At 37.0% G+C, this 25,605-nt stretch carries 28 protein-coding genes and 1 other annotated feature; of the genes, 12 read left to right on the forward strand and 16 right to left on the reverse strand.

Features of this window, described 5'->3' with window-relative positions:
* Positions 1–2 precede the first annotated feature (2 nt).
* Together yhfH and AC4QJR_RS18675 are read left to right on the forward strand one after the other, a co-directional pair.
* Positions 3–137 (forward strand): protein YhfH, encoded by a 135-nt coding sequence (gene yhfH, locus AC4QJR_RS18670; protein WP_081825336.1) that lies wholly within the window; start codon positions 3–5, stop codon positions 135–137.
* 140 nt (positions 138–277) lie between these two features.
* Positions 278–451 carry a hypothetical protein gene (locus tag AC4QJR_RS18675; RefSeq protein WP_496523838.1) on the forward strand — a complete coding sequence of 58 codons (174 nt, stop codon included), beginning with the start codon at positions 278–280 and terminating at the stop codon, positions 449–451.
* A gap of 56 nt (positions 452–507) precedes the next feature.
* Here the strand turns inward: AC4QJR_RS18675 and AC4QJR_RS18680 are convergent, their stop codons facing one another.
* Positions 508–726, reverse strand: coding sequence for a cold-inducible protein YdjO-related protein (locus AC4QJR_RS18680; RefSeq protein ID WP_251462270.1), 219 nt, complete (start codon positions 724–726; stop codon positions 508–510).
* 46 nt (positions 727–772) lie between these two features.
* Here AC4QJR_RS18680 and AC4QJR_RS18685 point away from each other — a divergent pair, with 46 nt between their 5' ends.
* On the forward strand, positions 773–910 hold the full coding sequence (locus tag AC4QJR_RS18685) for a hypothetical protein (protein WP_098574987.1): 138 nt from the start codon (positions 773–775) through the stop codon (positions 908–910).
* Between the two features lie 48 nt (positions 911–958).
* On the opposite strand, the gene AC4QJR_RS18690 is transcribed toward AC4QJR_RS18685, so the two are convergent.
* Positions 959–2,893, reverse strand: coding sequence for an endonuclease MutS2 (locus AC4QJR_RS18690; protein WP_496523839.1), 1,935 nt, complete (start codon positions 2,891–2,893; stop codon positions 959–961).
* Positions 2,894–3,493: 600 nt separating this feature from the next.
* Between AC4QJR_RS18690 and AC4QJR_RS18695 the strand changes: the two genes are divergently transcribed.
* Positions 3,494–4,096, forward strand: coding sequence for an SCO family protein (locus AC4QJR_RS18695; RefSeq protein ID WP_496523840.1), 603 nt, complete (start codon positions 3,494–3,496; stop codon positions 4,094–4,096).
* A 74-nt stretch (positions 4,097–4,170) separates the two neighbouring features.
* On the opposite strand, the gene AC4QJR_RS18700 is transcribed toward AC4QJR_RS18695, so the two are convergent.
* A complete protein-coding gene (locus AC4QJR_RS18700; RefSeq protein WP_257148543.1) occupies positions 4,171–4,305 on the reverse strand; it encodes a hypothetical protein in 135 nt (44 codons plus the stop codon).
* 188 nt (positions 4,306–4,493) lie between these two features.
* On the opposite strand from AC4QJR_RS18700, the gene AC4QJR_RS18705 reads away from it, so the two are divergent.
* Positions 4,494–6,113, forward strand: coding sequence for an ABC-F family ATP-binding cassette domain-containing protein (locus AC4QJR_RS18705; RefSeq protein ID WP_098574990.1), 1,620 nt, complete (start codon positions 4,494–4,496; stop codon positions 6,111–6,113).
* A 39-nt stretch (positions 6,114–6,152) separates the two neighbouring features.
* Here the strand turns inward: AC4QJR_RS18705 and AC4QJR_RS18710 are convergent, their stop codons facing one another.
* Entirely contained in the window at positions 6,153–6,284 is a 132-nt protein-coding gene (locus AC4QJR_RS18710) for a YuzL family protein (protein WP_098574991.1), read from the reverse strand.
* 102 nt (positions 6,285–6,386) lie between these two features.
* Here AC4QJR_RS18710 and AC4QJR_RS18715 point away from each other — a divergent pair, with 102 nt between their 5' ends.
* Complete coding sequence (locus tag AC4QJR_RS18715) at positions 6,387–6,629, forward strand: YkuS family protein (protein ID WP_098575037.1); 243 nt, start codon at positions 6,387–6,389, stop codon at positions 6,627–6,629.
* 152 nt (positions 6,630–6,781) lie between these two features.
* Here the strand turns inward: AC4QJR_RS18715 and AC4QJR_RS18720 are convergent, their stop codons facing one another.
* Entirely contained in the window at positions 6,782–7,951 is a 1,170-nt protein-coding gene (locus tag AC4QJR_RS18720; protein WP_496523841.1) for a D-alanyl-D-alanine carboxypeptidase family protein, read from the reverse strand.
* Between the two features lie 144 nt (positions 7,952–8,095).
* A complete protein-coding gene (mprF, locus tag AC4QJR_RS18725) occupies positions 8,096–10,624 on the reverse strand; it encodes a bifunctional lysylphosphatidylglycerol flippase/synthetase MprF (RefSeq protein WP_496523842.1) in 2,529 nt (842 codons plus the stop codon).
* A gap of 282 nt (positions 10,625–10,906) precedes the next feature.
* Here mprF and AC4QJR_RS18730 point away from each other — a divergent pair, with 282 nt between their 5' ends.
* The 5 genes from AC4QJR_RS18730 (at position 10,907) to yidC (ending at position 16,167) form a co-directional block, all read left to right on the forward strand.
* Positions 10,907–11,356 carry a cupredoxin domain-containing protein gene (locus tag AC4QJR_RS18730; protein WP_098574994.1) on the forward strand — a complete coding sequence of 150 codons (450 nt, stop codon included), beginning with the start codon at positions 10,907–10,909 and terminating at the stop codon, positions 11,354–11,356.
* A gap of 335 nt (positions 11,357–11,691) precedes the next feature.
* The gene (gene pflB / locus AC4QJR_RS18735; RefSeq protein WP_496523843.1) at positions 11,692–13,917 is read left to right on the forward strand and encodes a formate C-acetyltransferase; all 2,226 of its coding nucleotides are present in this window, start codon (positions 11,692–11,694) and stop codon (positions 13,915–13,917) included.
* 205 nt (positions 13,918–14,122) lie between these two features.
* Positions 14,123–14,875, forward strand: a complete 753-nt coding sequence (gene pflA / locus AC4QJR_RS18740; RefSeq protein WP_496523844.1) for a pyruvate formate-lyase-activating protein — start codon at positions 14,123–14,125, stop codon at positions 14,873–14,875.
* A 175-nt stretch (positions 14,876–15,050) separates the two neighbouring features.
* The gene (locus AC4QJR_RS18745) at positions 15,051–15,344 is read left to right on the forward strand and encodes a hypothetical protein (RefSeq protein WP_251462249.1); all 294 of its coding nucleotides are present in this window, start codon (positions 15,051–15,053) and stop codon (positions 15,342–15,344) included.
* Between the two features lie 28 nt (positions 15,345–15,372).
* Entirely contained in the window at positions 15,373–16,167 is a 795-nt protein-coding gene (gene yidC, locus AC4QJR_RS18750; RefSeq protein ID WP_496523845.1) for a membrane protein insertase YidC, read from the forward strand.
* A gap of 73 nt (positions 16,168–16,240) precedes the next feature.
* Here the strand turns inward: yidC and AC4QJR_RS18755 are convergent, their stop codons facing one another.
* Both AC4QJR_RS18755 and AC4QJR_RS18760 read right to left on the reverse strand, forming a co-directional pair.
* Positions 16,241–16,831 carry a GNAT family N-acetyltransferase gene (locus tag AC4QJR_RS18755; protein ID WP_496523846.1) on the reverse strand — a complete coding sequence of 197 codons (591 nt, stop codon included), beginning with the start codon at positions 16,829–16,831 and terminating at the stop codon, positions 16,241–16,243.
* 60 nt (positions 16,832–16,891) lie between these two features.
* On the reverse strand, positions 16,892–17,095 hold the full coding sequence (locus tag AC4QJR_RS18760; protein WP_026563761.1) for a DUF6501 family protein: 204 nt from the start codon (positions 17,093–17,095) through the stop codon (positions 16,892–16,894).
* Between the two features lie 199 nt (positions 17,096–17,294).
* Between AC4QJR_RS18760 and sda the strand changes: the two genes are divergently transcribed.
* On the forward strand, positions 17,295–17,429 hold the full coding sequence (gene sda, locus AC4QJR_RS18765; protein WP_088088631.1) for a sporulation histidine kinase inhibitor Sda: 135 nt from the start codon (positions 17,295–17,297) through the stop codon (positions 17,427–17,429).
* 23 nt (positions 17,430–17,452) lie between these two features.
* Here sda and mnmH read toward each other — a convergent pair whose 3' ends face one another.
* The 8 genes from mnmH to trpE form a co-directional block, all read right to left on the reverse strand.
* Complete coding sequence (gene mnmH / locus AC4QJR_RS18770; protein ID WP_496523847.1) at positions 17,453–18,547, reverse strand: tRNA 2-selenouridine(34) synthase MnmH; 1,095 nt, start codon at positions 18,545–18,547, stop codon at positions 17,453–17,455.
* Positions 18,548–18,721: 174 nt separating this feature from the next.
* Complete coding sequence (gene trpA / locus AC4QJR_RS18775; protein WP_496523848.1) at positions 18,722–19,507, reverse strand: tryptophan synthase subunit alpha; 786 nt, start codon at positions 19,505–19,507, stop codon at positions 18,722–18,724.
* Positions 19,508–19,510: 3 nt separating this feature from the next.
* Positions 19,511–20,710, reverse strand: a complete 1,200-nt coding sequence (gene trpB / locus AC4QJR_RS18780) for a tryptophan synthase subunit beta (RefSeq protein ID WP_251462236.1) — start codon at positions 20,708–20,710, stop codon at positions 19,511–19,513.
* 6 nt (positions 20,711–20,716) lie between these two features.
* A complete protein-coding gene (locus AC4QJR_RS18785) occupies positions 20,717–21,334 on the reverse strand; it encodes a phosphoribosylanthranilate isomerase (RefSeq protein ID WP_496523849.1) in 618 nt (205 codons plus the stop codon).
* On the reverse strand, positions 21,331–22,122 hold the full coding sequence (trpC, locus tag AC4QJR_RS18790; RefSeq protein WP_496523850.1) for an indole-3-glycerol phosphate synthase TrpC: 792 nt from the start codon (positions 22,120–22,122) through the stop codon (positions 21,331–21,333). Before trpC ends, AC4QJR_RS18785 begins: the two co-directional genes overlap by 4 nt.
* Positions 22,123–23,151 (reverse strand): anthranilate phosphoribosyltransferase, encoded by a 1,029-nt coding sequence (gene trpD / locus AC4QJR_RS18795; protein WP_496523851.1) that lies wholly within the window; start codon positions 23,149–23,151, stop codon positions 22,123–22,125.
* Entirely contained in the window at positions 23,123–23,734 is a 612-nt protein-coding gene (locus AC4QJR_RS18800; protein WP_496523852.1) for an anthranilate synthase component II, read from the reverse strand. The genes trpD and AC4QJR_RS18800 overlap by 29 nt, the downstream gene beginning before the upstream one ends.
* On the reverse strand, positions 23,731–25,119 hold the full coding sequence (gene trpE, locus AC4QJR_RS18805) for an anthranilate synthase component I (protein WP_496523853.1): 1,389 nt from the start codon (positions 25,117–25,119) through the stop codon (positions 23,731–23,733). The genes AC4QJR_RS18800 and trpE overlap by 4 nt, the downstream gene beginning before the upstream one ends.
* Before the next feature lie 61 nt (positions 25,120–25,180).
* Positions 25,181–25,429 (reverse strand) — a binding site (T-box leader).
* Positions 25,430–25,605 lie beyond the last annotated feature (176 nt).

A 25,605-nucleotide genomic window follows, 5' to 3' on the forward strand; every position in this document is an offset into this window, starting at 1 on the left:
TTATGTTAATCAGTCCAGTTGAGTTTTTCCGTACTTTACCAAAGAAGCAATGTTCAGAATGTGGTCAGCACATGGAGGAACAAGCAGAAAGCTATTTCATGGAATGCGAAAAATGTTTAGCAAAAAAAGAAGAATAGCTTGAAAAGCTCTCCACTTTGGAGAGTTTTTTTGTTATTTCAAATTTCATGTAATGATTAATTTTTACCTTTTAGGTGAGATTTAGGAAGGCATAATCCCTTTTCTTCATGCAAAACCTTTACATAAGGAGATGATATGCATGGCTATAAAGACTGATTCCCAGAGTTATCGAAATAGAAACGCAATAAAAGAGACTGTTATCAATAATACGAAAACAGTTTCGGGGGATTCTGTAGATGAACTTAGAAACCTGGAAGAAGCAAACACCTTGATTAGCGGTGATGAAATTCAACAGCAAAATGAAAATCTGTAGAAAGAGAAGAAAAGACTGTCAATCATCCTTGACAGTCTTTAGTGAATAGTGATTTCTTAAATTTGCGGAAGTTCTCTCATTTCTTGAAGCATTTCATTGCCACACATTGGGCATAGTAAATCATCTGCAACGAAGTCCTTTCTCATCCACCCTATGCAGGCTTCGGCTATGCATGAATAGATCTCAGTATTAACTAAGATCGTTTCAACTTCTTCTTCTTTAGCTCTTTTACCGTAAAAAATGGGAACCGCCTCCTTTTTTATTAGTATGCACAAAAAAGCGGCTTTTCATTTCCAGAATTCTTTAGGAGATGTGAAAAAGATGACCAATCAAAAAAGATATACAACAGTAGGAACCGATATTGACGAAGTAAAGCGGTTAAACCTCCAATCTGGTTTGAGTTATAATGAAGTAAAGAGATTACTTGCGGAAAGATATCTTGATATTAAAAAGGAATAGAGGATGACTAACCCTCAAGCAATTGGGCTTGAGGGTTTGATTTTTTTCCTAATGATTTCCTTCTCTATGTTCGATTGATATATTTTCCTGATGTCCTTTTGAGAGCAGTTTATCTTTTTTCCGGTTTTCTTTGGATTGAAAAATAATATCAAAATCGTAATCATCAGGGTATAGCTCTTTTGCTGCGATATATAAAGTGATTCTTTTGTGGTTGATTGCTTGCTTTTCCCCTTTTATTTGTACAACGTAATTTCCGAGAGGGTCCGGACCTGAATAGATAATCCCAAACTCATTGGCAGGTGAAATTTTTACATTGTCTCCCTGTTGGAAGAGCGGGATTTTCACCTCCATTTTCGTTCTTTTCTTTACGTCCTTATTTTTATTAATAATTACCTGTTTTTCCAATTCCTTTAGCTTCCATGCATCTGTAATATCAGTTGTAAATTGCTTTTCTTCTTTATAAGTGATGGTATGAGCCCTCTCAAGAATTCTCGGATGCATTCCCAGTTTTAATGCGATTGCAAAGGCCTGACTCTCTCCTCCTTTCCCGATGTGTAAGCGGTATGTCGGACTTAAAGTGGTTAGATCAAACTCCATTGATCCATTAATAAATCCAGGATGTGTTTCAGCAAGAACTTTGATTTCACTATAATGGGTTGTTGCCAGAATAGTCGCCCCCTTTTCATACAGGGTTTCTAAAATCGCTGTAGCGAGCCCCATTCCTTCACCAGGATCAGTGCCCGAACCTAATTCATCTAATAAAACCAAGGTGCGATGCTGGGTTTCTTTTAAAATTTCAATAATATTAACCATCCGTGAGCTAAACGTACTTAAATTTTCAGTAATACTTTGCCCATCCCCAATATCGACTAGAATACTCTCAAATATATTCAGACTACTTTCTGGTGCTGCCGGAATAAAAAGACCGGATTGGACCATTAAAGTTAAGAGACCCACCGTTTTTATCGTTACAGTTTTCCCTCCTGTATTTGGTCCGGTAATGACTAATGCATGTTGTTCATTACTTAAAGTAAAGGAAAGAGGAACAGCTTTTTCCCCTAAAAGCGGGTGTTTTGCAGAAATTAATTTCAACTCACCAGATTCGTTTATACTTACCTTTGATCCATTAATTGAACGGCCATACTTTGCTTTTCCAAATAAAACATCGTAATGAACCATCGTTTCAATCGCCATACGAATTTGCTGCTCTTTTTCTTCAACCAATCCCGTTAAATAATTTAAAACCCTTTGAACTTCGACCTCTTCATCTCCGAATAACCAATTTAATTGATCTTGTAACATCGTAACCTCTTCAGGTTCCATAAAAAGAGTTGAACCAGAAGCAGAAGTATCTAAGACAACTCCCTTTATTTTGTTCCGATATTCTTTTTTAATAGGGATCACATAGCGGCCATTTCGCTGACTGACAACATTCTCCTGTAAATAATTTTTATATTTATTGGAACGAATCAACTGAAGTGTTTTTTCTTTTAGCCTTTCCTCTTGAATCGCTATTTGTTTCCTCAATTTTAATAACTCTTTACTAGCATAATCATCAACGCGGCCATTTCGAATACAGCGAATAATCTCACTCGCAAGCTCCGGCAATTCATCAATTCCATTCACGTAGGATGATACTCTTGGGGCATAATATTCTTTATCCTTCATAAACTTGCGCATCTTTCTACAACAATCCAAAAAATCATAAAGCCTTGCCAACTGGTCAACCCTTAGTGCAACTCCTTTATTCATATTTTTTAACAAGGCATCCATCCCATCCAAACCATGAACAGGAACACTAGCACTCTTTTTTAAAATCTCTACAGCCTCAGACACTTCATCCAGCCATGCTTCAATTTGCTTTAAATTTGTCGATGGTGTCATGCACTCAATTTTTTCCTTCCCTTCTTGCGTTAAGGCAAAACTTGCAATAGTCTCTTTGATTTGCTGAAATTCCAATGTAGTAAAAGTATGTTGATTCACTTTTTTACCTCCTAAATAATTGACTATGTTAATCATTGTTGATAATGGCACTTTGTTGATTGAAGCGGAAACCAACAGCCTAGTTAAACTGAAATAAAAATAGCCGCAATGAACAATGTCATTGCGGCCACATGAAAAAACTCATTCACTCATATTACATACAAAATATTTACCCAAAATAAAAACTGTCTACACGGAGGTACACAGCTACATTGGTGAAGATGTATGCTAATGATGCCCATTGTTCTTAACTCCATTCCTAAACATACGTAAATAAGCCTCCATTCAAGAAAAAATTGAACGAGGAGCTAGGAATGAACATATCCAATTGATTGGATTAGTTAAGAACGACACCTAACATAAAACATACTCCTTTAAACACTAAGTTTTTAGAAAAATTTAATTCTTATAAAGAATACAATAACTGGCAACACTTGTCAATTTAGTATTTGCTTCATTTTATAGATTATGCAAATAAAGATCCATTGCTCCTTAGAGAAGGATGAAATGATATAGTTTCTCAGGTCCTTGGGTTTGTTCACAAATTATCCATATCTTTTTTCTGCTAACTTCTTTATCTTAAAAGTAGGAGGGATATTTATGAAAAAGATTTATTTAATTTGCAGTCTTGCTGTGCTTATCGGAATTGCAGCAGGAATTTCTTTCTTTCTCGTACGTGATGCAAATGCTAAAATACCTGCAGAGGTTACATTGATAAACCAAAATGGTGATTCTTATAATTTTGGTAAGGATAAAACCAAACTAAAACTTGTAGAGTTTATCTATACCCATTGCCCTGACATTTGTCCAACTACAACACAAAAGATGATTGCCTTGAAAAAAGATTTTCAGAAGGTTGGCGTTTTTGGGAAGGATATTGAGTTTTTGACAATTACTATCGATCCCTATCGAGATACACCACAGATATTAGCCGATTATATGCAAGGATTTGAAATTGAAAATAATGAGGATTGGTTATTCTTAACAGGAGATAAACAGAACATTAAAAAAGACCGCGCAGAGATCAAAAAAGTGACCGATGCCATGCAGTTTCAGTTTAAAGATCCTGGAAACGGCCAATTCGTGCACTCCACCTTTACTTTTTTAATTGATGAGAACAATAAATTTATTAACAAGTTTCCAATGGGAGAAGACTTTGACAAACAAGAAGTCTACGATCAAGTCATGGATGAATTAGAGTAACAAAAAAGCGATTAGTCCGTTTGGATTAATCGCTTTTTAATTTCTAGATTTTGTCCCTTGCTTATGTTTGTTATTTAATTCACAGAAGAAGGGTAATTTTTTATTTTCTGCAGTGACAAGAGGTAATTGGATTTTGGTTTGGTTAAGCTCGCTTTAATACCAGCCTTTTTTAACTTGTTAACAAGTTCAGTTAGTTGATTTTTTGTCATCCATCTCACACCTTCTTTTACTTGCTTCTATACCCAATTCTACAACAAAAATATGAATAAAGTGTGAAATCGGATAAACTTTTTTAGAAAATTTTTCTTATAAACTTTTTATTGACGAAAAGAATTCGCTCTTCTTCTGTTTTAATGGTATAATCAGTAGATATTTTGTTTTGGAGGATGTTTTAAATATGATTACTGTAAGTAACGTAGGTTTACGATATGGAGACCGAAAATTATTTGAAGATGTAAATATTAAATTTACACCTGGGAACTGCTACGGACTAATCGGTGCCAATGGTGCAGGAAAATCAACCTTTTTAAAAATTCTATCTGGTGAAATTGAAGCACAATCAGGAACTGTTCAGCTCGGACCTAACGAACGGATGGCTGTGTTAAAACAAAACCATTTCGAATATGAAGAGTATGAGGTCTTAAAGACGGTTATCATGGGTCATACGCGCCTGTATGAAGTCATGCAAGAAAAAGACGCAATCTATATGAAGGAAAACTTTACAGATGAAGACGGTATGAAGGCCGCTGAACTTGAAGGCGAATTCGCCGAATTAAACGGCTGGGAAGCTGAACCTGAAGCGGCCATCCTTTTAAAAGGTCTTGGTATTGGTGAAGATCTTCATTATAAAACAATGGCGGAATTGACAGGTTCTGAAAAAGTGAAGGTGTTGCTTGCACAGGCTTTATTCGGCAGACCTGACGTTTTACTACTGGATGAACCAACAAACCACTTAGACATTAAAGCAATCCAATGGCTTGAGGAATTCTTAATTAACTTTGAAAATACTGTAATTGTTGTTTCCCATGATCGTCATTTTTTAAATAAGGTATGTACACATATCGCTGATCTTGACTTTGGTAAAATTCAAATCTACGTGGGTAACTACGATTTTTGGTATGAATCAAGCCAATTAGCATCCAAGTTAACTTCCGACGCTAACAAGAAGAAAGAAGAAAAGATTAAAGAATTGCAAGCTTTCATCGCACGATTTAGTGCAAATGCATCTAAATCTAAACAAGCAACTTCAAGGAAAAAGTTACTGGACAAAATCACTCTCGATGATATCAGGCCTTCCTCGCGCCGGTACCCGTTTGTTGGCTTTACACCAGACCGCGAAATCGGAAATGATTTATTACATGTCGAAGGATTAACAAAAACCATTGATGGGGTTAAGGTCCTTGATAATATCAGTTTCTTTGTAAATAAGGGGGATAAAATTGCTCTTGTTGGTACAAACGAACTTGCAAAAACAACCCTTTTTAAAATTCTAATGGGGGAAATGGAAGCAGACAGTGGTACCTTTAAATGGGGAATTACCACTTCACAAGCTTATTTCCCTAAGGATAACTCTGAGTACTTTGAAAATAGCGACTTAAATCTCGTGGATTGGCTCCGTCAATTCTCACCTAAAGATGACAGTGAAAGCTTTTTACGTGGATTTTTAGGTAGAATGCTTTTCTCTGGTGAAGAGGTGCTTAAAAAGGCAAGTGTCCTTTCCGGAGGAGAAAAGGTTCGATGCATGCTTTCTAAAATGATGTTAAACGGCGCAAATGTTCTTTTATTAGATGAACCAACCAACCATTTAGACTTAGAATCAATCACAGCATTGAATAACGGATTAATTAATTTTAAGGGTTCATTGCTCTTCGCTTCTCATGACCATCAGTTTATTCAAACAATTGCTAATCGAATTTTTGAATTAACTCCAAATGGCTTAATGGATAAACAAATGAGCTATGATGAATATTTAGAAAATGATGAAATTCAAAAACAAGTAGCTGAAATGTATAAATAGGGATAAAAGGGTCACCTCGATTGAGGTGACCCTTTTTCATTAGCTTCTCTTTTGTTTTCTTCTTGATGAAGGTTCTGTTCTAGAACCTGTCTCAGTTGTTGTTGTTCCTTGTCCTTCCACTTGAGAGGAAGCCAAGCCTATCGTTGATGGATCCTTTTTACGTTTTCCCATATTTGTACACCTCCCCTATTAGTTTTTGGAGGATTAATGCTAGTTATTCCGAATAATTCAGATAAACTGAGGCAAGATAAACTAGAAGAGGAGGTGTTTTGTATGGCAAAAATTGGTGTAGAACAATCTCTTACACAAGTTCAACAAGTTCTGCGTGAAAAGGGACATGATGTAGTTGAATTAAAGCAGGAGTCGGACGCCCAGAATTGCGATTGTTGTGTTGTTACAGGACTAGATTCCAATGTAATGGGTATGCAGGATACCAGTACAAAGGGTTCTGTTATCGACGCAAACGGACTATCCGCTGACGAAGTATGTCAACAAGTTGAAAGCAGACTACAATAATTTATCCAAATCTCAAAGACTAAAGGATATACTTTAGTCTTTTTTGTTTTCACCTTTTATGTATAATTCTATTTGCTATAATGCTATTCGCAACAATATTACACAAAAATAAGCCATGATAAGGCCTCACTTATCATAGCTTTTTCATTTTTCTAAAATTTCCTAGTAAGTTTATTTTTAAAACCAATTATAATCCCTATTAATGCAATAATTATTACACCATATATGAGATTAATATTGGATAACTGCTTTTCTTTTTGTTTCTTTTTAGAGGATGTTTCATTTTTCACTTCAACCTTAACAGGAACTGGTTCTTTGAATTTAAGTGGAACGAACTGAACTACTTGTCCATTAATATTACTTTTAATAGCAAGTACTCCCTGATTATTTAATACCCTTGTACTTCCTTTGGTGGGTTCTGTAATTAAGGTATTTTTTTCCGGGAAGTATTCTTTATTGTCTAATTTATAAATATCACTTTGCAATAGTGTTGCATGTTGAAAGTTTTTAAATCCATAATTAAACAAGCTGGCCGTATCATCATATTTATCTCTTGGCAGTTCAGAGTTTAGAACCACAACAGTCAGCCTTATTTTCGGATTAGCTGCCGTGGTAGCCAGTGTTTGTTTTGCTTTAACTGTATATCCTGTTTTCCCTCCAGTTACTCCTGAGTAGGCAAACTCCCCTTTCAGCATTTTATGGTGGGTCAGGATATTCGTTTTCCATGATTTCCCGTTCCACTTAAGTACTTTCGTTCCAAAGATTTCTGCAAAAACAGGATTCTTGATCGCATAATTAGTTATAATCCCCATATCCCTTGCAGTGGTATAATGGTTCTTATCAAACAAACCATTGGGATTGATAAAATGGGTGTGGTTAACACCTATAGTTGTTTTTAAATAGGTATTCAAATGCACTGCAAACTGTTCGACATTTCCATCTATGTGTTCTGCAATGGCTACAGCTGCATCATTACCTGAATTAACTAACATTCCTTGGATCAATTGCTTTAAAGTGATCTTTTCCCCTTCTTCTAAATAAACCCTTGTTCCATCTTGCCTCACAGCATTGGCACTAACCGTAACCATGCTATTCAAATTGCCCTTTTCAATCGCATAAATGGCTGTAGCTATTTTCGTTAAACTCGCAGGGTACATCTTTTTATCTGCATTTTTTGCATACAGAACGGCACCCGTATCAGAATCTAAAAGTATAGCCCCTTTACTTTTTAGGTTAGGTTGTCCATTATTAGCAGCTATCGGGCTTAAATGGTTCGAACAAACAAGAAGGATTACAAAGATAACGGATACAAATTTTTTCATTAAATAACACCCAACTTTTACATTATTTCCTATTAAATCTTAACAGATTGTATTGCAAAATAATAGATTAAATTAGGATATCTATTGGGAAGTCAATTACAGAAATAGAAAAATCGGCTGGTATCATACCAACCGAAAATTGGACTAGTTTCTTTTTTTTGATATAAGCATAGTAATTTGCGCCATGATCATCGGTAATGATGATTTTCTCCGGTATGCCAAGTATTTGGGTTCCCAAATGTTTGTATATTTTTCTTTAAATTTACGCAGACCTTGGAAGTGGTAAAAAAAATGGCCATGCAGGAAAATTTGTGCAGCAATTTTCTCGCTTAAAAATGAGAATCTTGAAAGTCCTACATTTGCCAATGGTGCCATGCCCATATTGAAACGAGCATACCCTTGTTCTTTTGCCCAATCAAATAAACACAAAAAAAGAAAATCAATTGCACCTGATGCGGCTTCTGGTTTAAACCTCATTAAATCAACAGAAATCGTTTGATAATCATCATATACATGCATAATGCTCATAAAACCAAGAATCTGCTTTTGTTCATTTCTTACAATCGCAATTGGTGCCTTATTTAAATAATCCTCAGAAAAGAAACCTAGTGAAAAACCTTTTTCCTCTCTTCCTTGCAGCCATTCATTAGATATCTCTCTTAATTCTTCTAAAAGGTCTATTGAATGTGGAGGGGTTATAATCTCGTATGAATAATCAGCACGAACCAATTTATTTCGTAATGCACGCAACCCTTTCATTTTGGATCCTGATAAAGAAAAGTATTTCAAATCTACAAATGCCTCTTCACCTAACTTAAAAAAAGCAAAACCATGCCCATGCAGATAAGGAAGCATATCATCACTAACTTGATAAAAAACAGGCGTATAGCCATGTAAATCAGCAATTTCCTGAAATTCCTCTATTGCATTTGATATTTCGTCTTTTTCCCCTATGGGATCTCCAAGAATGACCAGCTTGTCTGCAAATTGCTGAAAGGAAATTAATACATTCTTTTTACTGTTCCAAAATATGAATTTATCATGTAAAAAGATTAAATGCGATAACACCTTCCCTTGATACTTCGATAAATGGTCAACAATATCTTTTTCACGGTTTACAGATCGCTCTAAAATCCAACTTTTCGGCAAACTGATTAAATATCCAAACATAAGAATGAATAGTGCGATAACAAGCCCAATTGCCGCACTCATAAATAAATCGTGATAATCAACTATTACATAGGGTAAAAGTTTGGGTGGTATTTCTATTTTAGAAATCGGTAAATTCAGATAACCAATCACGAGATACATTGAAGTAATTACAAGAATAATCATTATATCAAAAATCGTTTTACCCCAAGTTAACACATAACTCTCTCGATAAAATTGACCCTTTGACATCCGGAGCAACAAAGCGACAATAATTAAAAAGATCGCTTCTTCATAATCAATTCCTTTAAAGATAGAGAACAATGCGGCCAGTATTAAAGCGAACATCGTTAGCTCGTACGCTCGCTTAACACTATACTCAATTCCCCGAGATAAACCTAATAGTAAAAATCCAGCGGCAACAGATAATTGGTGCGAAACATTAATAATTGGAAAGGATAAAAGTTCTTGTGCAACCTTTAACCGGGACATAATTCCAGGCACACTAGCTGATAACAGCAGGATTAGACCAGAAAGGAAAACCAGCATGGTTAAAATGACATGACTTAATCTTTGTACCACGGCTTTAGGAAGATCATTCCAAGTTTGATTCCATTTTTTCCAATAAAGCTTAATAAAGAAAACTAGGCTAATAAAAAATGGGAGAAAGTAATAGCCAACCCGATAAAATAATAATAATACAAGTACCTTTTCTTCAGAGAAATGTAAATCTTGCATCCCCCAAATAAATACCAAATCAAAAGAACCTAAGCCGCCGGGGATCATACTAATAATACCGGCACATGCAGCTACAATATAAACAGGAAAAAGATTTGCTGCAGAGATAGAAATTCCTAGAGTCCGGCATAAAATCCAAATGGCTAAAAATACTGCAAACCATTCGATAATGGATATCATAATTAGCTTCAAGGTACTATTGGCACTAACTAGAGATGGACTTCCTTTTCTTGATTTTAAGATATGTATAAATAAAAATAGTGGTAAATATAAACCAACTCCCACCACTGCAAAATAGAGCCATTTTGTGTCAACAAACAACGGAAAGTTACGAAAATTGTTTGTGACGATCCATGATAGCACTGAAATACCAGTTAAATAAAATAATGATACGGATGCAATAACCCCTAAAAGTTTGCGCTTGTCCGGTTCGTGCTTATGAAAGAAATACGTCCGTAACATTGCCCCGATTATTCCACCAAAGCCAATTAAATTTGAAAACGAATTAGCAATAAATGATTGCTCTAATAAATCTCTGATTGGAACTTTTAATTTTAATATTCGTACTAGAACCACATCGTAAAGCAACATGGGTAAGACAGCTATGAAAGTGATAAATATTATAAATAGAAGGCGCCCCATATCAAGTTGACTTAGTTCTTCCTTAAGTAAGTCCATATTTATGTTTTGAGTAAATTTTTTGATTTCGATAATTGCAAAGATTAACAGTAACAACGGAAAAATAAATTTTAGCGCCTTTAATATTCTTTCTTTTCTAATCCCCAACAAGCTAACCACCTAATTATTTGCGAATTAATTAGCAACATCTAATTTACATAGAAACACATTTCCTGTTTTTACTATAAACTTTTCTAATAGAAAAACAAAGAAAAATTATCTCACTCTATAGGGTGTTACTTCTTATTCTAGACATTTTTATTTATGTTCAACCATGTTTGAAGGTATAAGTGTTAACCAAAACAACTCAAATCTCACAAAATAATAGACAAGTTTTCTCCCCCACTTAGCATAAGTATAAAGTAGGACAAATTTATGAGGGGGTACGAAATGAAATTTTTAGTCTTTAAAAAGGAAACACTTCTATTCTTTGTTGCAATAGGGGTTGTACTTTTCTCCCTGTCAGCCTGGTTCATGTTAAAAGCCGGGGATATAACTGTTTTTAATCAGCAATCGAAAGATATCCGTGAAATTCACATGGTTACTGCAGAATTCAGTACGAAAATGAAAAATGGAAAAGAAATGGAGGCTTATCGATGGGATCCCGGGACAGTATTTTTAGAGAAAGGTGAAAAAGTAAGGTTATTTATTAGCGGAATCAACGGTGAAGAGCACCCCTTTTATATAGAAGGAACTAAAATAAAAGGGACCGTCAAAAAGGGCGAAGAAACAATTGTTCCCTTACAATTTGAAAAAGAAGGTACGTATCGGTTAATTTGTGAAGTCCATTCCGATCGCTCACATAATGGTCCAATGATTGCTTATATAGTAGTGGATTAAAAACAGGGGATTCTTCTCCTGTTTTTTTTCATGATAAAAGAACTGCTGTTTCAATCTTTTTTAATGTTAACACCTTGTTTTTATAAATTTCTTCATATATAACAGTTTTGAAATTTACAAAAATAATTATAGTACAGTTTGGAAATTGATTCTATAAAACTATATTAACAATCTGAAGACATTACTAATTATCCCCTTTAAATAAGACTTCACAAAACGTTAACAATTGTTACTAATATACGTGCCTTTTTTCACAAAAAACCTGTTATACTCGATTTATAGAAGAAACAACCAAACTGTTATATTGTTTTATAAAAAATATGAGGTGATTACTAATGGAACAATGGACTGGATTTACAAAAGGTGCTTGGTCAAAAGAAGTTAACGTTCGCGATTTTATCCTTAATAATTTTTCTCCTTTCGAAGGAGATGATTCATTTTTAGCAGGTCCTACAGAAGCTACCACTAAACTTTGGGCACAGGTAATGGAATTAACCAAACAAGAGCGCGAAAAGGGCGGCGTATTGGATATGGACACTGAAACCGTATCAACAATAACTTCCCATGGACCTGGTTACCTTAACGAAGACCTTGAAAAAATTGTTGGTGTACAAACCGATAAACCGTTTAATCGTTCCATGCAGCCATTTGGTGGGATCCGTATGGCAAAAGCAGCTTGTGAAGCTTATGGGTACCAATTAAACCCTGAAATTGAAAAAATCTTTACTGAGTTCCGTAAAACTCACAATCAAGGTGTTTTCGATGCCTACACAGATGAAATGATGCTTGCTCGTAAAGCTGCAATTATTACCGGTCTTCCTGATGCTTATGGCCGCGGCCGCATTATTGGGGATTATCGCCGCGTTGCTCTCTACGGTGTTGATTTCTTAATCCAAGAAAAGCAAAAGGACCAAAGGAACACTAGCAAAGTAATGACTGAAGATAATATGCGCCTTCGTGAAGAACTTGCTGAACAAATTCGTGCTTTAAAAGAACTAAAGGAAATGGCAAACAGCTATGGATTTGATATTAGTCAACCAGCTAAAAATACGGCTGAAGCATTCCAATTTGTGTACTTTGGGTACTTAGCAGCGATTAAGGAACAAAACGGTGCCGCGATGAGCCTTGGCCGCGTGTCAACATTTCTAGATATTTACGTAGAAAGAGATTTAAAAAACGGAACAGTAACCGAAGAAGAAGTACAAGAAATAGTCGACCACTTTATTATGAAGCTTCGTCTTGTAAAATTTGCCCGCACACCAGATTATAATGAATTATTCAGTGGAGACCCTACATGGGTAACAGAATCAATCGGCGGTATGGCAAATGATGGTCGTTCCCTAGTAACGAAAAACTCATTCCGCTTCCTGCATACATTAGACAACTTAGGTGCTGCACCAGAACCAAACTTAACAGTTTTATGGTCACCGCAGTTACCCGAAAACTTTAAGAAATATTGTGCGAAAATGTCCATCAAAACTAGCTCGATTCAATATGAAAACGACGATATTATGCGCCCAGAATATGGGGATGACTACGGAATTGCTTGCTGTGTTTCAGCAATGGAAATTGGTAAGCAAATGCAGTTCTTTGGTGCCCGTGCTAACCTTGCAAAAGCACTCCTATACGCTATTAACGGCGGGGTAGATGAAAAATTAAAAATTCAAGTGGGACCACAATATCAGCCAATTACATCCGAAGTATTAAACTATGAAGAAGTCATGCAAAAATTCGATCTTGTGATGGAATGGCTTGCTGGTCTTTATATCAACACCTTAAATGTCATTCACTATATGCATGATAAATACAGTTATGAAAGAATTGAAATGGCCTTACACGACACTAAGATTCTTCGTACGATGGCAACAGGTATCGCTGGTCTTTCCGTTGTCGCTGATTCACTAAGTGCGATTAAATACGGTGAAGTCAAGGTAATCCGTGATGAAAATGGTCTTGCGGTTGATTTCGAAACAACTGGGGACTTCCCTAAATACGGAAACAACGATGACCGAGTCGATGCGATTGCTGTAGAAGTGCTTAAAACCTTTATGAAAAAGCTTCGTAAGCACCAAACTTACCGTGATTCTGTTCACACACTATCTATCTTAACGATTACATCTAACGTAGTCTACGGAAAGAAAACCGGTAATACACCTGATGGACGTCGTATGGGAGAACCATTTGCACCAGGTGCTAACCCGATGCACGGCCGTGACACAAAAGGAACACTAGCTTCACTATCTTCAGTTGCGAAGCTTCCATACAACTATGCGATGGATGGAATTTCAAATACCTTCTCAATCGTGCCTAAAGCATTAGGTAAAGAGGAAGAAAGCCAAACCCGTAACCTTGTATCAATCCTAGATGGATATGCTATTAAATCAGGTCATCACTTAAACGTTAACGTCTTTAATCGCGAAACATTAATTGATGCAATGGAACACCCAGAGCTTTACCCACAATTAACAATCCGTGTTTCTGGATATGCAGTTAACTTCATTAAATTAACAAAAGAACAACAGTTAGACGTTATTAATCGAACATTCCATGAGTCACTTTAAAAAGCGGAAGCGCCTTGTCCAGGGGCGACAGGCATAAGACGAGCCGGCGAGAAGGTTGCTCTTTAACCTTCTTGACGGATTGGCTTATGACCCCGAGCCCCTAGGCGCTGGAGCTGGATTCATAGAACTTCATTAATTAATTATATTGTTAACCATTCAGGGCCCTTTAATCGGGGGTCCTGGAAAACTAAGGGGGATCATCATCATGAACGGAAATATTCATTCAATCGAAACATTAGGTACAGTCGACGGACCAGGTATCCGCTATGTTATTTTTACACAAGGCTGCCTATTGCGGTGCCAGTTTTGCCATAATGCTGATACGTGGGAAATTGGCAGCGGCAAAGAAATGACTGTTTCCGATATCATGGATGATCTTATGTCCTATCTGCCTTTTATTCAGTCTTCTAGTGGTGGAATTACAGTGAGCGGTGGTGAACCCTTGCTGCAAATCCCTTTCTTAACAGAATTATTTAAGGAATGTAAAAAGAAAGGGATTCATACGACCATTGACTCTTCCGGTGGCTGCTTCTCTCATTCAAAGCTTTTTGTTGACCAATTAGAGGAATTGCTCCAGTATACTGATTTAATCCTATTGGATCTGAAACATATTAACCGGAAAAAACATATTCAATTAACAGGAATGGCTAATGACCATATTCTTGAATTCGCAACATTCTTATCCAATCATCATGTTCCTATCTGGGTTCGCCACGTGCTCGTTCCAACGATAACAGATGATCCTGATGATTTAACAAAACTTGGTGAATTTATTGGGACACTTAATAACGTCCAAAAGATTGAAATTCTTCCCTACCACAAACTCGGTGTTTATAAGTGGGAAGCACTCGGACATGAATATCAACTCCATTCTATTGAGCCGCCCACAGAGGAAAATGTGGAGTTTGCCTATAAAAAAATAACTGCACACTGGAATGCACCAATCCAAAAACACTGATTCGGTTTGAATCAGTGTTTTTAGATACTGTGCATAATTTGGAAACTTTAATACTTATCCTATTGGCCAATAAGTAAATATCTTCATAATCTGGCATTTTGGCAAGTATTAAATTGATTCTTTACCTTATCTCCTATATACTCATATCATTGACATTTAAGTGAGGTGATAATATTTGTTTCAATTGCTTATCGACAGTTCAGATATAAATGCCCTTAACGCTCTTTATGTAAGTATTTTTTTAGGAATTGCTTTAAAGTTATTATGGGCATGGAGTGTGGAATATTCTTTTGTTGGTTCCTTATCTGATCCAGCAAGGACAAATATTATTCACCCATTGGTACTTTATCTTAAGAAAAGTTGTTTAAATGGCAGCTTTATTCTGAAAAGAATTGTTATATATTTTCGTAGAAAAGAATATTCACAGGATGATTCTGAAGAACCTGTTTCCTCCCTTTTTTGTCCATAAAAATTAATAAACCATTCTAGGAGGAAATATGAAAAACAAACGATCTTCTATTATTTTTGTAACAATGTTAGCTTTAACGACTTTATTATTATCTGCATGTTCGTCCCAAACAAAAAGTGGAAACAACAATAGTGGATTTTTCCATACTTACTTTGTCGAACCTTTTTCAAATTTTATCCATTATTTAGCGGAACTTTTTAATGGAAATTATGGTTTGTCCATAATTCTTGTTACTCTGATTATAAGGCTTGCCCTAATGCCGCTTATGTTAAGGCAGTATAAAAATCAAATGGCGATGAAGGAAAAAATGGATGTGTTAAAGCCTGAAATGGATGTCATTCAGTCTAAAATGAAAACCGAAAAGGATCCAAAGAAAAAGCAGGAACTTCAAGCAGAAATGATGGGACTTTATAAAAAGCATGGGGTTAATCCATTAAATATGGGCTGTCTTCCATTGCTAATCCAAATGCCTATTCTAACTGGTTTCTATTATGCGATTCGTGGTTCAGAAGAGATAAAAACTCATGAGTTTTTATGGTTCAGCCTAGGAAATCCTGACATCATTATTACGATTATTGCCGGGGTTATTTACTACTTCCAATTTAAAGTTTCTCAGTCAAATATGCCTTCCGCCCAGGCAGACCAAATGAAATATATGGGTTTACTCTCCCCATTAATGATTGTTATGTTTTCATTTAACGCACCCGCAGCCCTTCCTCTTTATTGGGTAGTCGGTGGTACGTTCCTGATTATTCAAACAATGATTAGTAAAAGTCTTTATCAAACCAATAAGACACCAAAAGTTCAAGTCAAACAAAAATAGTCAGATTGAAAAAGAAGCGTCCTTGGATGCTTCTTTTTTTGGGTAGTTATTTGCCATTAATTTGACAGTTTTCTTACCTTTGCAACCTGCCTTTTAATTGGGTGCTTATGTCTTCCCATTCATCATGAAGGATACTAAAAAATACTGTATCCCTTACATATCCATCTGATATAATCCGATCTTTCCGTAATACTCCTTCTCTCACGGCACCGATTCTTGCAATCGCCTTTTGGGATCTTATATTTCGAGAATCCGTTTTTAATTGAACACGAGTAAGGTTCCAAACATCAAATGCATGTCTTAATAAAAGAAATTTACATTCAGTATTTACTTTGGTCCGCCATACATTCGGGTGATACCACGTCGAGCCAATTTCCGCACTATTATGGTTTGGGAGTATATCTAAGAATCGTGTGCTCCCAATGATATGTTCATTGTTGTCTACAACCGTAAAGGTATAATCTGTTCCATGTTCACGTGCCTTTATGGCAGCGTCTATCATTCGTTCCATATCCTCTTTTGAGCGAATTTTTGTCGCCATATACGTCCAGATTTCATCTGGTTCCGCTGCTTCCCACAAACCGTCTAAATGATCCATACTGACAGGAATTAATTTTACCGTTTCCCCTTGTAACGAAAATAGATCGCTCCATAATTTATCCATTAATCATTCTCCCCCTTTTTCATAAGAAAAGACTGCGGGCTTTGCTCCACAGTCCTCCTTTTATGCATCTTGAAAATATTCCTTGTAAAAGCCGCCTACTTTTCCTGTATTATCAACAATGTAATAAAATTCTTCAGTCTCATTTTTTACATCATAGACTTTCCCAGCCGTTAAAGCATTATTGACAAGATATTTTTTGGCATCCGTATGAACGCATTTTATTTTTTTGATAGTTTCACGATCACGCCATGATAGATGAATCATTGCTGCACCCTTCCTTTCGTTCTTTGTCCCACTCCTAGTATAATCAAAATGGCTGGTGGTGCGCAACAAAATCAATGCATTAAGAAATTGTGAACTATTTAAAAATTTTATTAATTTTGGGTTCTCAAATGGTCAAAAAACCATTACAATTATAAAAACTGAATATTCAATCCATTTTCTTGAGGAGGCATTCATAAGTATGAAAATTATGAGTAATGAGCAATTAGTTGTTTCGTATCGGGATGCATTAAAGTCTGACAAGGAAAAAGAATGGATTAAGATTTTAAAAGATGAAATCAAACGCCGCGGCCTAAAACCATTTAAAAATCGTTAACACGAAAAAACCGCTGAAAGGATTCAGCGGTTTTTCATTTTCACCTCATTACTTGTAAACGCATTAGGATAAAAGGATAATTCTTTAAGTACTCCTGCAATCTTTTCCGCTGCCTCCACTGGATTATCAGCAAAAATCTCAATGAATTCCCCTTTATACTCTTGTTTCGCATGGTCATACCTTGGATCATAATAGTGTTCAAGTAAATTGCGAATCATATCAGGATAATTACGATCAGATAACGCTTGGATAAGTGAATTTCTGATGTCAATCGCTTTAATACGTCTTAACACTTTTTCAATCCCATCAGAAATCTTATCAAAATACCATGGCTCATTCTGATAAGGATGTACATATTCCGCCACAAGATGTGCTACCCTTTGTTCAATCGAGGTATTTAGGTTGATATTAATACCTCTCATTTTTTTATCCATTAGTTCCTCGGTTTGGACTGCTTTTCCGATTCTTTTGCTTTCTGCTTCCACGAGAAAGTATTCTGCACCCTTTATTTCGGTAAGCCCTTTGTATAGTAAGGAGTCAAATGTTTTTTGATTATGACCATCCCCCAGGCCAATTGTTCCGAATATCGAACCGCGATGCCCTGCCATCTCTTCAAGATCTAAAATTGGATAGCCTCTTTTTTTTAAGATTTTTAAGACCTCTGTTTTCCCAACCCCTGTTAGTCCATGAAGGACAACAGCTTTTCGGGGAAGCATTGTTGGTAACTGTTCAAGAATATAGTGGCGGTACTCTTTATATCCACCTACTAGCCTACTAGCATAAATACCTGCAAACTCGAGAAACGTGACCACTGCTTTACTTCTCATCCCACCTCGCCAACAATGGATAATCAGCTCGGTATCATTGGAAATGGTATTCTTTATCGTGTGCAATAGGTCAGGAATTTTAGGCGAAACAATTTCCATTGCCTTCCATTTTGCAACTGCAGGTCCTTCTTGTTTATAAATTGTGCCGATTACTTGCCGTTCGTCATCTGTGAATAATGGTACATTAATCGCTCCTGGAATTGCGCCATCCTTAAACTCAATTGGTGAGCGTATATCAATGATTACTGGGTTCTTTGTCGCGAAAAGCCCTTCGACCGTCATTTCTTTCATATCATCTACGCTCCTCAAAAAATTACTCTTAATGATTACATTAAAATATCTATTAGAAAACAAACAAAACTTCCACAACGGGAAGTTTCGAAAAAAAGTAAACTCATGTCAATTACGTATCTATTATACAGGAAACATCCCTTGCATTCAAGGAAAGAAGATTAATCTGTGCGGTTACACCATTTTGGATATTGGTTTAAAAACAGACATTAACTTTTCCATCTCATCCAGTTTTCCGTTATGAAATTGATCGACAATTTTACTGCCAACTATAACTCCATCACAGTGCTTTGTTAAGTCTAATATTTGTTCTTGGCTTGAAATACCGAAGCCCGCCAAGACAGGGATTGGACTTAGAGCTTTTACATTCTGTAAGAATTGATTCAATTCCGAATCATATTCATTTCTCACACCTGTAATCCCCTTAATTGTAACCGTGTATAAAAATCCCTTGCCCTTATTTGCAATGGTTTTGATTCGCTCAATTGGTGTTGTGAGTGTGACAAGCCGAATTAATTCTATTTCAGCTTCTTCTAGCTGCGGTGTAATAATTCCTTCCTCTTCGATCGGTAAATCAGGAATAATACACCCGTCCACACCTGCATTCCGTACATCTTGGACAAATTCATTGATCCCATAGCGATAAATTGGATTTAAATAAGTCATAAGCAGGATAGGAACATTAATTTCCTTTCGTGCCTTTCCTAGTTCTGTAATAATACTTTTAAGCGTTGTACCATTTCCAAGTGATCTAATTCCCGCTTGCTGGATGGTTGGTCCATCGGCCACTGGATCCGAAAATGGAACCCCCACTTCAATGGCCGTTGCACCAAATTTCTCTAATAATTGAAGGCGATCAACCAAGCATTCCAGCCCGCCATCTCCTGCCATGATGTAAGGGACAAACGCTTTTCTATTATTCTCTTTCAAAGATGCAAAAGTTTTTTCAAAACGGTTCATTTCTTATCTCTCCTCTCTTAAACGTGTTTTCACCGTATCAACATCTTTATCACCGCGCCCTGATAAGCACACTACAATTTTTTGGGATTCGTCCATTTCTGCAGCTAGCTTCACTGCAAAGGCAATGGCATGCGCGCTCTCAAGTGCTGGAATGATTCCTTCAAGTTTAGAAAGAAGCTGAAAAGCGTCTAGTGCTTCTTTATCAGTAATCGAATGGTATTTTGCACGGCCAATATCATGTAAATAGCTATGCTCCGGTCCAATACCAGGATAATCTAGCCCGGCCGAAATAGAATGTGCTTCTTGAACTTGACCATCCTGGTCTTGTAAAAGGTACATGAGTGCTCCATGTAATACCCCGGGACTTCCTTTTGTTAAGGAGGCTGCATGGTACTTTGTATCCACACCCTGTCCAGCTGCTTCTACACCATAGAGATTAACCTCTTCATCCTCGATAAATGGATAGAACATCCCCATCGCATTGCTCCCACCGCCAATACAGGCTACCACGGCATCCGGAAGCGACCCTTCGCTTAGTTGAAACTGCTGTTTTGTTTCCTTGCCAATCACGCTTTGGAAATCCCTGACCATCTGAGGAAATGGATGCGGCCCCATAACAGATCCCAATAAATAGTGTGTATCATCTACATTTTCTACCCAGTATCTTAACGCCTCATTAACTGCATCCTTTAATGTGGCGCTTCCGGAGGTAACACTAACAACCTTTGCACCCAGCAATTCCATTCTAAAAACATTAAGAGCTTGCCTTTTGATGTCTTCTTCACCCATAAAAACGATACACTCAAGATTTAATAAGGCACAAACGGTCGCGGTTGCTACACCATGCTGGCCAGCCCCCGTTTCAGCAACGATTTTTTTCTTTCCCATTCGTACGGCTAAAAGTGCCTGCCCAATCGCATTATTAATTTTATGGGCGCCTGTATGGTTTAAATCTTCTCTTTTAAGAAAAATCTTAGCTCCTCCGGCATGTCTTGTTAGGTTATCTGCATAATACAATGGAGTTTCTCTACCAACATAGTTTTTTAATAAATCTTGAATTTCCACTTGAAAGGAAGGATCCTTTTTCGCGCTTTCATACGCTTCACCAAGTTCAATTACTGCTTTCATCAATGTCTCAGGGACAAATCTTCCCCCGAAAATGCCGAAGTGGCCTTGCTCATTCGGTAATGTATAAGTGTTCATTCCCTTTTACCTCCCTACAGGTATGCTTTTCGCTTTTTCTATAAATGTTTTAATCTTTTCTAAATCCTTTTTCCCGTTGGTTTCTACCCCCGAGCTAACATCAACCATACATGGTTTGATCATTCTTATCGCTTCTTCCACATTATCAACATGCAATCCACCAGCAAGGATTATTTTGTGATTTTTAATAAGGTGAGGATCGACCTCATTCCAATTAAATACCGTTCCATTTCCGCCTCTGTATTTTCCCTTAGGACTGTCTAATAAAATAAATTCACATGGAAAATCGTCCACTGCAGCTAAGCCTCCATTTCCTTGAAAACTTATTGATTTTATAACAGGCAATGACAGCGATTCACTGAAACCTCCTGTTTCATCTCCGTGTAATTGGATATGTGTAAGGCCCACAGAAGCAGCAACTTTCTCTATTTCATCCCTTGTTTCATTTACAAAAACACCGACCTTATACACCTCATTCGGTAAATGAGCAATAATTTCTTGTGCTTTCTCTATGGTGACCTTGCGCTTACTTTCTGCAAAGACGAATCCAATAGCATCAGCACCATAACGTGCCGCTGCCACACCAGTTTCGATATCAGTAATTCCACAGATTTTCACTTTCATTTCTTGACACCTACAATAAGTGGCAAGCGAAAATCTAAAAACGATTGTTTCACATTAGGACTTTTCATTAATGCCTCACCCACTAATATTCCATTGGCTCCTGCATTTCTAACTCGTGCTACATCTTCTTGGTGATGAATCCCGCTTTCACTAATGAGATATGCACCAGAGTTTTTTACCTCCGAAGCTAAGTTCTCAGTTACCTCAAGAGAAACATGAAACGTCTTTAAGTCGCGATTATTAACTCCAATCAACTTCGCACCTGTTTTAAGTGCACTTTCCAATTCAGTCTGATTATGAACTTCCACTAATACTTCAAGGCCTAATCCCTTCGCATATTGAAAAAGTTCAACTAATCTTTGATCGTCTAATGCAGCTGCAATTAGTAAGATGAGATCCGCCCCATTTGAAGCAGCCAGATTAATTTGCACCTCATCAATAATAAAGTCTTTACAGAGAATCGGCAGATTTACCTGGCTCCGAACCGCTCTTAAATCAGAGAAACTGCCTTTAAAAAAGGTTTGATCCGTTAAAACGGATATAGCCGATGCACCATATTCTTCATAAAGCCCCGCCTGAAAGGCAGGCTCAATCGTGTTATTAATGATCCCTTTCGATGGTGATGCCCTCTTAAACTCTGAGATTATCGATATTTGATCAGCTGTTTTAAGCTTTTGAATAAAAGATCTTCTCGGGTTGTTCAATTCAACTTGTTGGAGGTTACCTTCACGAAGAATCCGAACTTCTTTTTTCTTTTGGTCAATGATCTTATCTAAGATGGTTGCCACTTATATCGCCTCTTTCTGCCCTGCTGCTTGTGTTTTTTCGATAAGTGTATTTAGTTTTTCATAAGCAGCACCAGAATCAATAATTTCTCTTGCCACCAATATACCCTCTTTAATGGAGTTAGCTTTACCTGCTGTAAATATCCCAAGCCCGGAATTCAGTAACACAGTATCACGGCAAGCGCCCTTTTCCCCTTTTAACACATTGATTAATATTTCAGCGTTTTCTTTAGAATCTCCACCTCTAATACAACTGTTATCATATTGTGGAAGATTGATTTCTTCTGGGAAGAATGACTGACTTGTAATTACGCCATTCTCTAAAATAGTTAAATGATTTTCCCCTTGAAGCGATGCTTCATCCATAAAGCCTGCTCCATTGATAACAACGGCCCGCTTGCGTCCTAACTTGAAAAGCACTTCAGCAAACACATTCAATAAATCTCTCCGATACACACCCAACAATTGATAGTCCAACTCAATTGGGTTTGTAAGTGGTCCAATAAAGTTAAATATCGTTGGAATCTTTAATTGTTTTCGAACGGTCATAACTTTCTTTAATTTTGGATGAACATTTGGAGCAAATAAAAAGGATAAGCCGATTTCCTGAAGAATTTCTTCTGTTCTTTCTGCTGACAGATTTAAATTAATCCCTAAGTATTCAAGTACATCAGCACTACCCGTTTTACTCGAAACACTTCGATTGCCATGCTTGGCAACCGGAATGCCCGCACCGGCAATCACAAAAGCAGAAGTAGTACTCACATTAAAACTGGAAGACCCATCTCCTCCGGTTCCGCAATTATCAAGAACGCCAGAGATGTTCTCATTAAATTTCAGTGTATTTGCCTTCATTGCTTTAACTATTCCGGTAATTTCTTCGACTGTTTCTCCTTTTGATTTCAAGCCCATTAAGAAGGCAGCAATTTCAGATTCTGAAACCTCTTCCCCTAAAATGAAACTAACGGCTTCTTTCATTTGTTTTTCAGAAAATGATTCACGTTCAGCTAATTGGAGTAAATAATTCTTCATTTTTCTTCATCCTCTCTATCTCATTTAAAAAGTTATTTAGGATTTGTTTTCCTGTAGGAGTACCGATCGACTCCGGATGAAACTGTAGACCAAAAACAGGATAGTCACGATGCCTGATTGCCATAATTTCCTGATCATCGTCCGAGTGAGCAATCCTTTCGAGCTCTTCAGGAATACTACTCTTTTCAATGATTAATGAATGATACCGCATCACTTCTAATGGGTTTGGCAAGCCTTTAAATAATCCATCACACTGATGCGATATGAACGATGTTTTTCCATGCTTGATTAGGGGTGCCCTTTTAATCTCACCACCGAATGCTGCACCGATCGCTTGATGACCGAGGCAAATTCCTAAGATAGGGATCTTATTAAAAAATGTTTGAATTACTTCGATGCAAATTCCGGCATCCTCCGGCTTCCCTGGTCCCGGGGAAAGAATGATTGCTTTAGGGTTTAATTCCTTGATTTGTTCCATGCTTAGCTGATTATTCCTAAAAACTGTTATTTGTTCCCCAAGTTCCCCTAAATATTGATAGAGGTTGAATGTAAACGAGTCAAAATTATCAATCAGTAAAATCATTTCTCACCCTCCAAGAAAGAGTTTAGTTTGTTTATCGTCTCTTGATATTCGGACTCTGGATTCGAATCATATACAATCCCAGCCCCAGCTTGTATATAAGCCGAACCCTCTTTTAAAATCGTCGTTCGAATCGCAAGGGCAAAATCCATATTTCCATCCGCGGAAATATATCCAACAGCTCCTGAATATAACCCTCGTTTTGACTTTTCCAATGAGTTAATAATCTCCATCGCACGAACCTTAGGGGCACCTGAAACAGTCCCGGCCGGAAGACAGGCAGCGAGGGCATCTATGGCTGTCTTGTCGGATTTTAAATGACCGCTTACTTCTGAGACAAGGTGCATCACATGTCGGTATTTCTCCACCGCCATATACTTATCCACTTGAACGGACCCAAATTCGCAAATTTTTCCGAGGTCATTTCTGCCAAGATCAACTAGCATCTTATGCTCCGCTAGTTCCTTTTCATCATTTTTCAATTCTTGTTCAATCAACAAATCTTCTTCATTTGTCCTCCCTCGTCTTTTTGTACCTGCGATAGGATTCGAAATAACTGTTTGTGCTCTTGTTTTAATTAAGCTCTCTGGAGATGAACCAATCACGGTATACCCGTCAAAGTCAATATAGAACATATAGGGTGTTGGATTATTAGCCCGATGTTTGCGATAAAGTGATAATGGATCTCCGTTAAAAGCTGATTTCATCCTCCTAGAAAGAACCACTTGAAAAATATCACCAGCTAATATATGTTGCTTCGCGATTTCTACATTTTTGATAAAAGTTTCTTTTGTTGTTTCAGAGTCAAAGCCTGAAAAATCAAATGGCTCTTCTGTTGGGTAAAAAGTAGGCTGCTTGAGTTCCTCTATTCTGCGATTGATTCTTTTCTCAATTACAGCGGTGTCGCTCTCCTTCGTTAAAGGACAACCACAAATCAAAACCTTGTCTTGAAGATGATCAAAGACGATAACTTCTTCATAAAACATTAAGTGTACATCCGGCATTTCCATACCGTTTGGAAATTCTTCTCCTATCACTTCATACTGCCTAATAATGTCATAGCCTACAAATCCAACTGCGCCTCCAATAAATGGGAAGGGATACTCTTCAAAATCCATGGGGGGGATTAGTTTCTTTAACACTTCTAGAGGATTACCCTTTATCACTTCATTTTCACCATTCTCTTTTAGAATCTCATTCCGATCCCCCCTCGAAATAAGTTCAAATGCAGGCTCTGCTCCAATAAAGGAATATCGGCCAGAGGCATTATACTTATGTGAGCTTTCTAATAGGAATTTCTTTTTCCCATTTATTTTTTTTAAGATGGAGATGGGTGTAAGCGTGTCTCCTTTAATTTCTTTTATGAAAAAATCCATTTTAGTTTTCATGTTTGGACCCCCTTCTAAATAAAAAAAAATCGTCCTCTATATGCGCAAAAATTTTACGCATATAGAGGACGATTCTATGGTCGTGGTGCCACCTCTGTTTGAAGCAGCCGATTGCTCTGCTTCCTCTTCAGATACGGAACAAACTGTTCGATATCCTATCCTTTTAACGGTGGAGACCCGTGCATCCCTACTTAGATTCAAGATGCCTCTCACAAGTCCATTCCACAAATCCTTTCTTATCGGGCTCCCACCTCCCCCGACTCTCTTAGAAGAAATAAATAAGTGTACTCCTCTTGTTCAACGAGTTAATTATTTAACTTTGATTTATATCCTACGCAAATTTCTCTCTAAAGTCAAGGGAAAAATTCATAAATTTTTTAATTAATTTGAAAATTAGTTTTTCCGTTCTATTTTACAAGCCACAGCTTATTTTTTTATTTATTCCAGTTAAAGGATATTCCAACAAGGTTTTTTTATACTGAATAA

The sequence above is a fragment of the Neobacillus sp. BP17 genome (assembly GCF_059579525.1).

Bases quoted from the DNA above. Each gene is read 5' to 3' on its own strand.
- yhfH (WP_081825336.1), top strand. From the start codon at position 3: ATGTTAATCAGTCCAGTTGAGTTTTTCCGTACTTTACCAAAGAAGCAA.
- AC4QJR_RS18675 (WP_496523838.1), top strand. From the start codon at position 278: ATGGCTATAAAGACTGATTCCCAGAGTTATCGAAATAGAAACGCAATA.
- AC4QJR_RS18685 (WP_098574987.1), top strand. From the start codon at position 773: ATGACCAATCAAAAAAGATATACAACAGTAGGAACCGATATTGACGAA.
- AC4QJR_RS18695 (WP_496523840.1), top strand. From the start codon at position 3,494: ATGAAAAAGATTTATTTAATTTGCAGTCTTGCTGTGCTTATCGGAATT.
- AC4QJR_RS18700 (WP_257148543.1), bottom strand. From the start codon at position 4,305: ATGACAAAAAATCAACTAACTGAACTTGTTAACAAGTTAAAAAAGGCT.
- AC4QJR_RS18705 (WP_098574990.1), top strand. From the start codon at position 4,494: ATGATTACTGTAAGTAACGTAGGTTTACGATATGGAGACCGAAAATTA.
- AC4QJR_RS18710 (WP_098574991.1), bottom strand. From the start codon at position 6,284: ATGGGAAAACGTAAAAAGGATCCATCAACGATAGGCTTGGCTTCCTCT.
- AC4QJR_RS18715 (WP_098575037.1), top strand. From the start codon at position 6,387: ATGGCAAAAATTGGTGTAGAACAATCTCTTACACAAGTTCAACAAGTT.
- AC4QJR_RS18720 (WP_496523841.1), bottom strand. From the start codon at position 7,951: ATGAAAAAATTTGTATCCGTTATCTTTGTAATCCTTCTTGTTTGTTCG.
- AC4QJR_RS18730 (WP_098574994.1), top strand. From the start codon at position 10,907: ATGAAATTTTTAGTCTTTAAAAAGGAAACACTTCTATTCTTTGTTGCA.
- pflB (WP_496523843.1), top strand. From the start codon at position 11,692: ATGGAACAATGGACTGGATTTACAAAAGGTGCTTGGTCAAAAGAAGTT.
- pflA (WP_496523844.1), top strand. From the start codon at position 14,123: ATGAACGGAAATATTCATTCAATCGAAACATTAGGTACAGTCGACGGA.
- yidC (WP_496523845.1), top strand. From the start codon at position 15,373: ATGAAAAACAAACGATCTTCTATTATTTTTGTAACAATGTTAGCTTTA.
- AC4QJR_RS18755 (WP_496523846.1), bottom strand. From the start codon at position 16,831: ATGGATAAATTATGGAGCGATCTATTTTCGTTACAAGGGGAAACGGTA.
- AC4QJR_RS18760 (WP_026563761.1), bottom strand. From the start codon at position 17,095: ATGATTCATCTATCATGGCGTGATCGTGAAACTATCAAAAAAATAAAA.
- sda (WP_088088631.1), top strand. From the start codon at position 17,295: ATGAAAATTATGAGTAATGAGCAATTAGTTGTTTCGTATCGGGATGCA.
- mnmH (WP_496523847.1), bottom strand. From the start codon at position 18,547: ATGAAAGAAATGACGGTCGAAGGGCTTTTCGCGACAAAGAACCCAGTA.
- trpA (WP_496523848.1), bottom strand. From the start codon at position 19,507: ATGAACCGTTTTGAAAAAACTTTTGCATCTTTGAAAGAGAATAATAGA.
- trpB (WP_251462236.1), bottom strand. From the start codon at position 20,710: ATGAACACTTATACATTACCGAATGAGCAAGGCCACTTCGGCATTTTC.
- AC4QJR_RS18785 (WP_496523849.1), bottom strand. From the start codon at position 21,334: ATGAAAGTGAAAATCTGTGGAATTACTGATATCGAAACTGGTGTGGCA.
- trpD (WP_496523851.1), bottom strand. From the start codon at position 23,151: ATGAAGAATTATTTACTCCAATTAGCTGAACGTGAATCATTTTCTGAA.
- AC4QJR_RS18800 (WP_496523852.1), bottom strand. From the start codon at position 23,734: ATGATTTTACTGATTGATAATTTTGACTCGTTTACATTCAACCTCTAT.
- trpE (WP_496523853.1), bottom strand. From the start codon at position 25,119: ATGAAAACTAAAATGGATTTTTTCATAAAAGAAATTAAAGGAGACACG.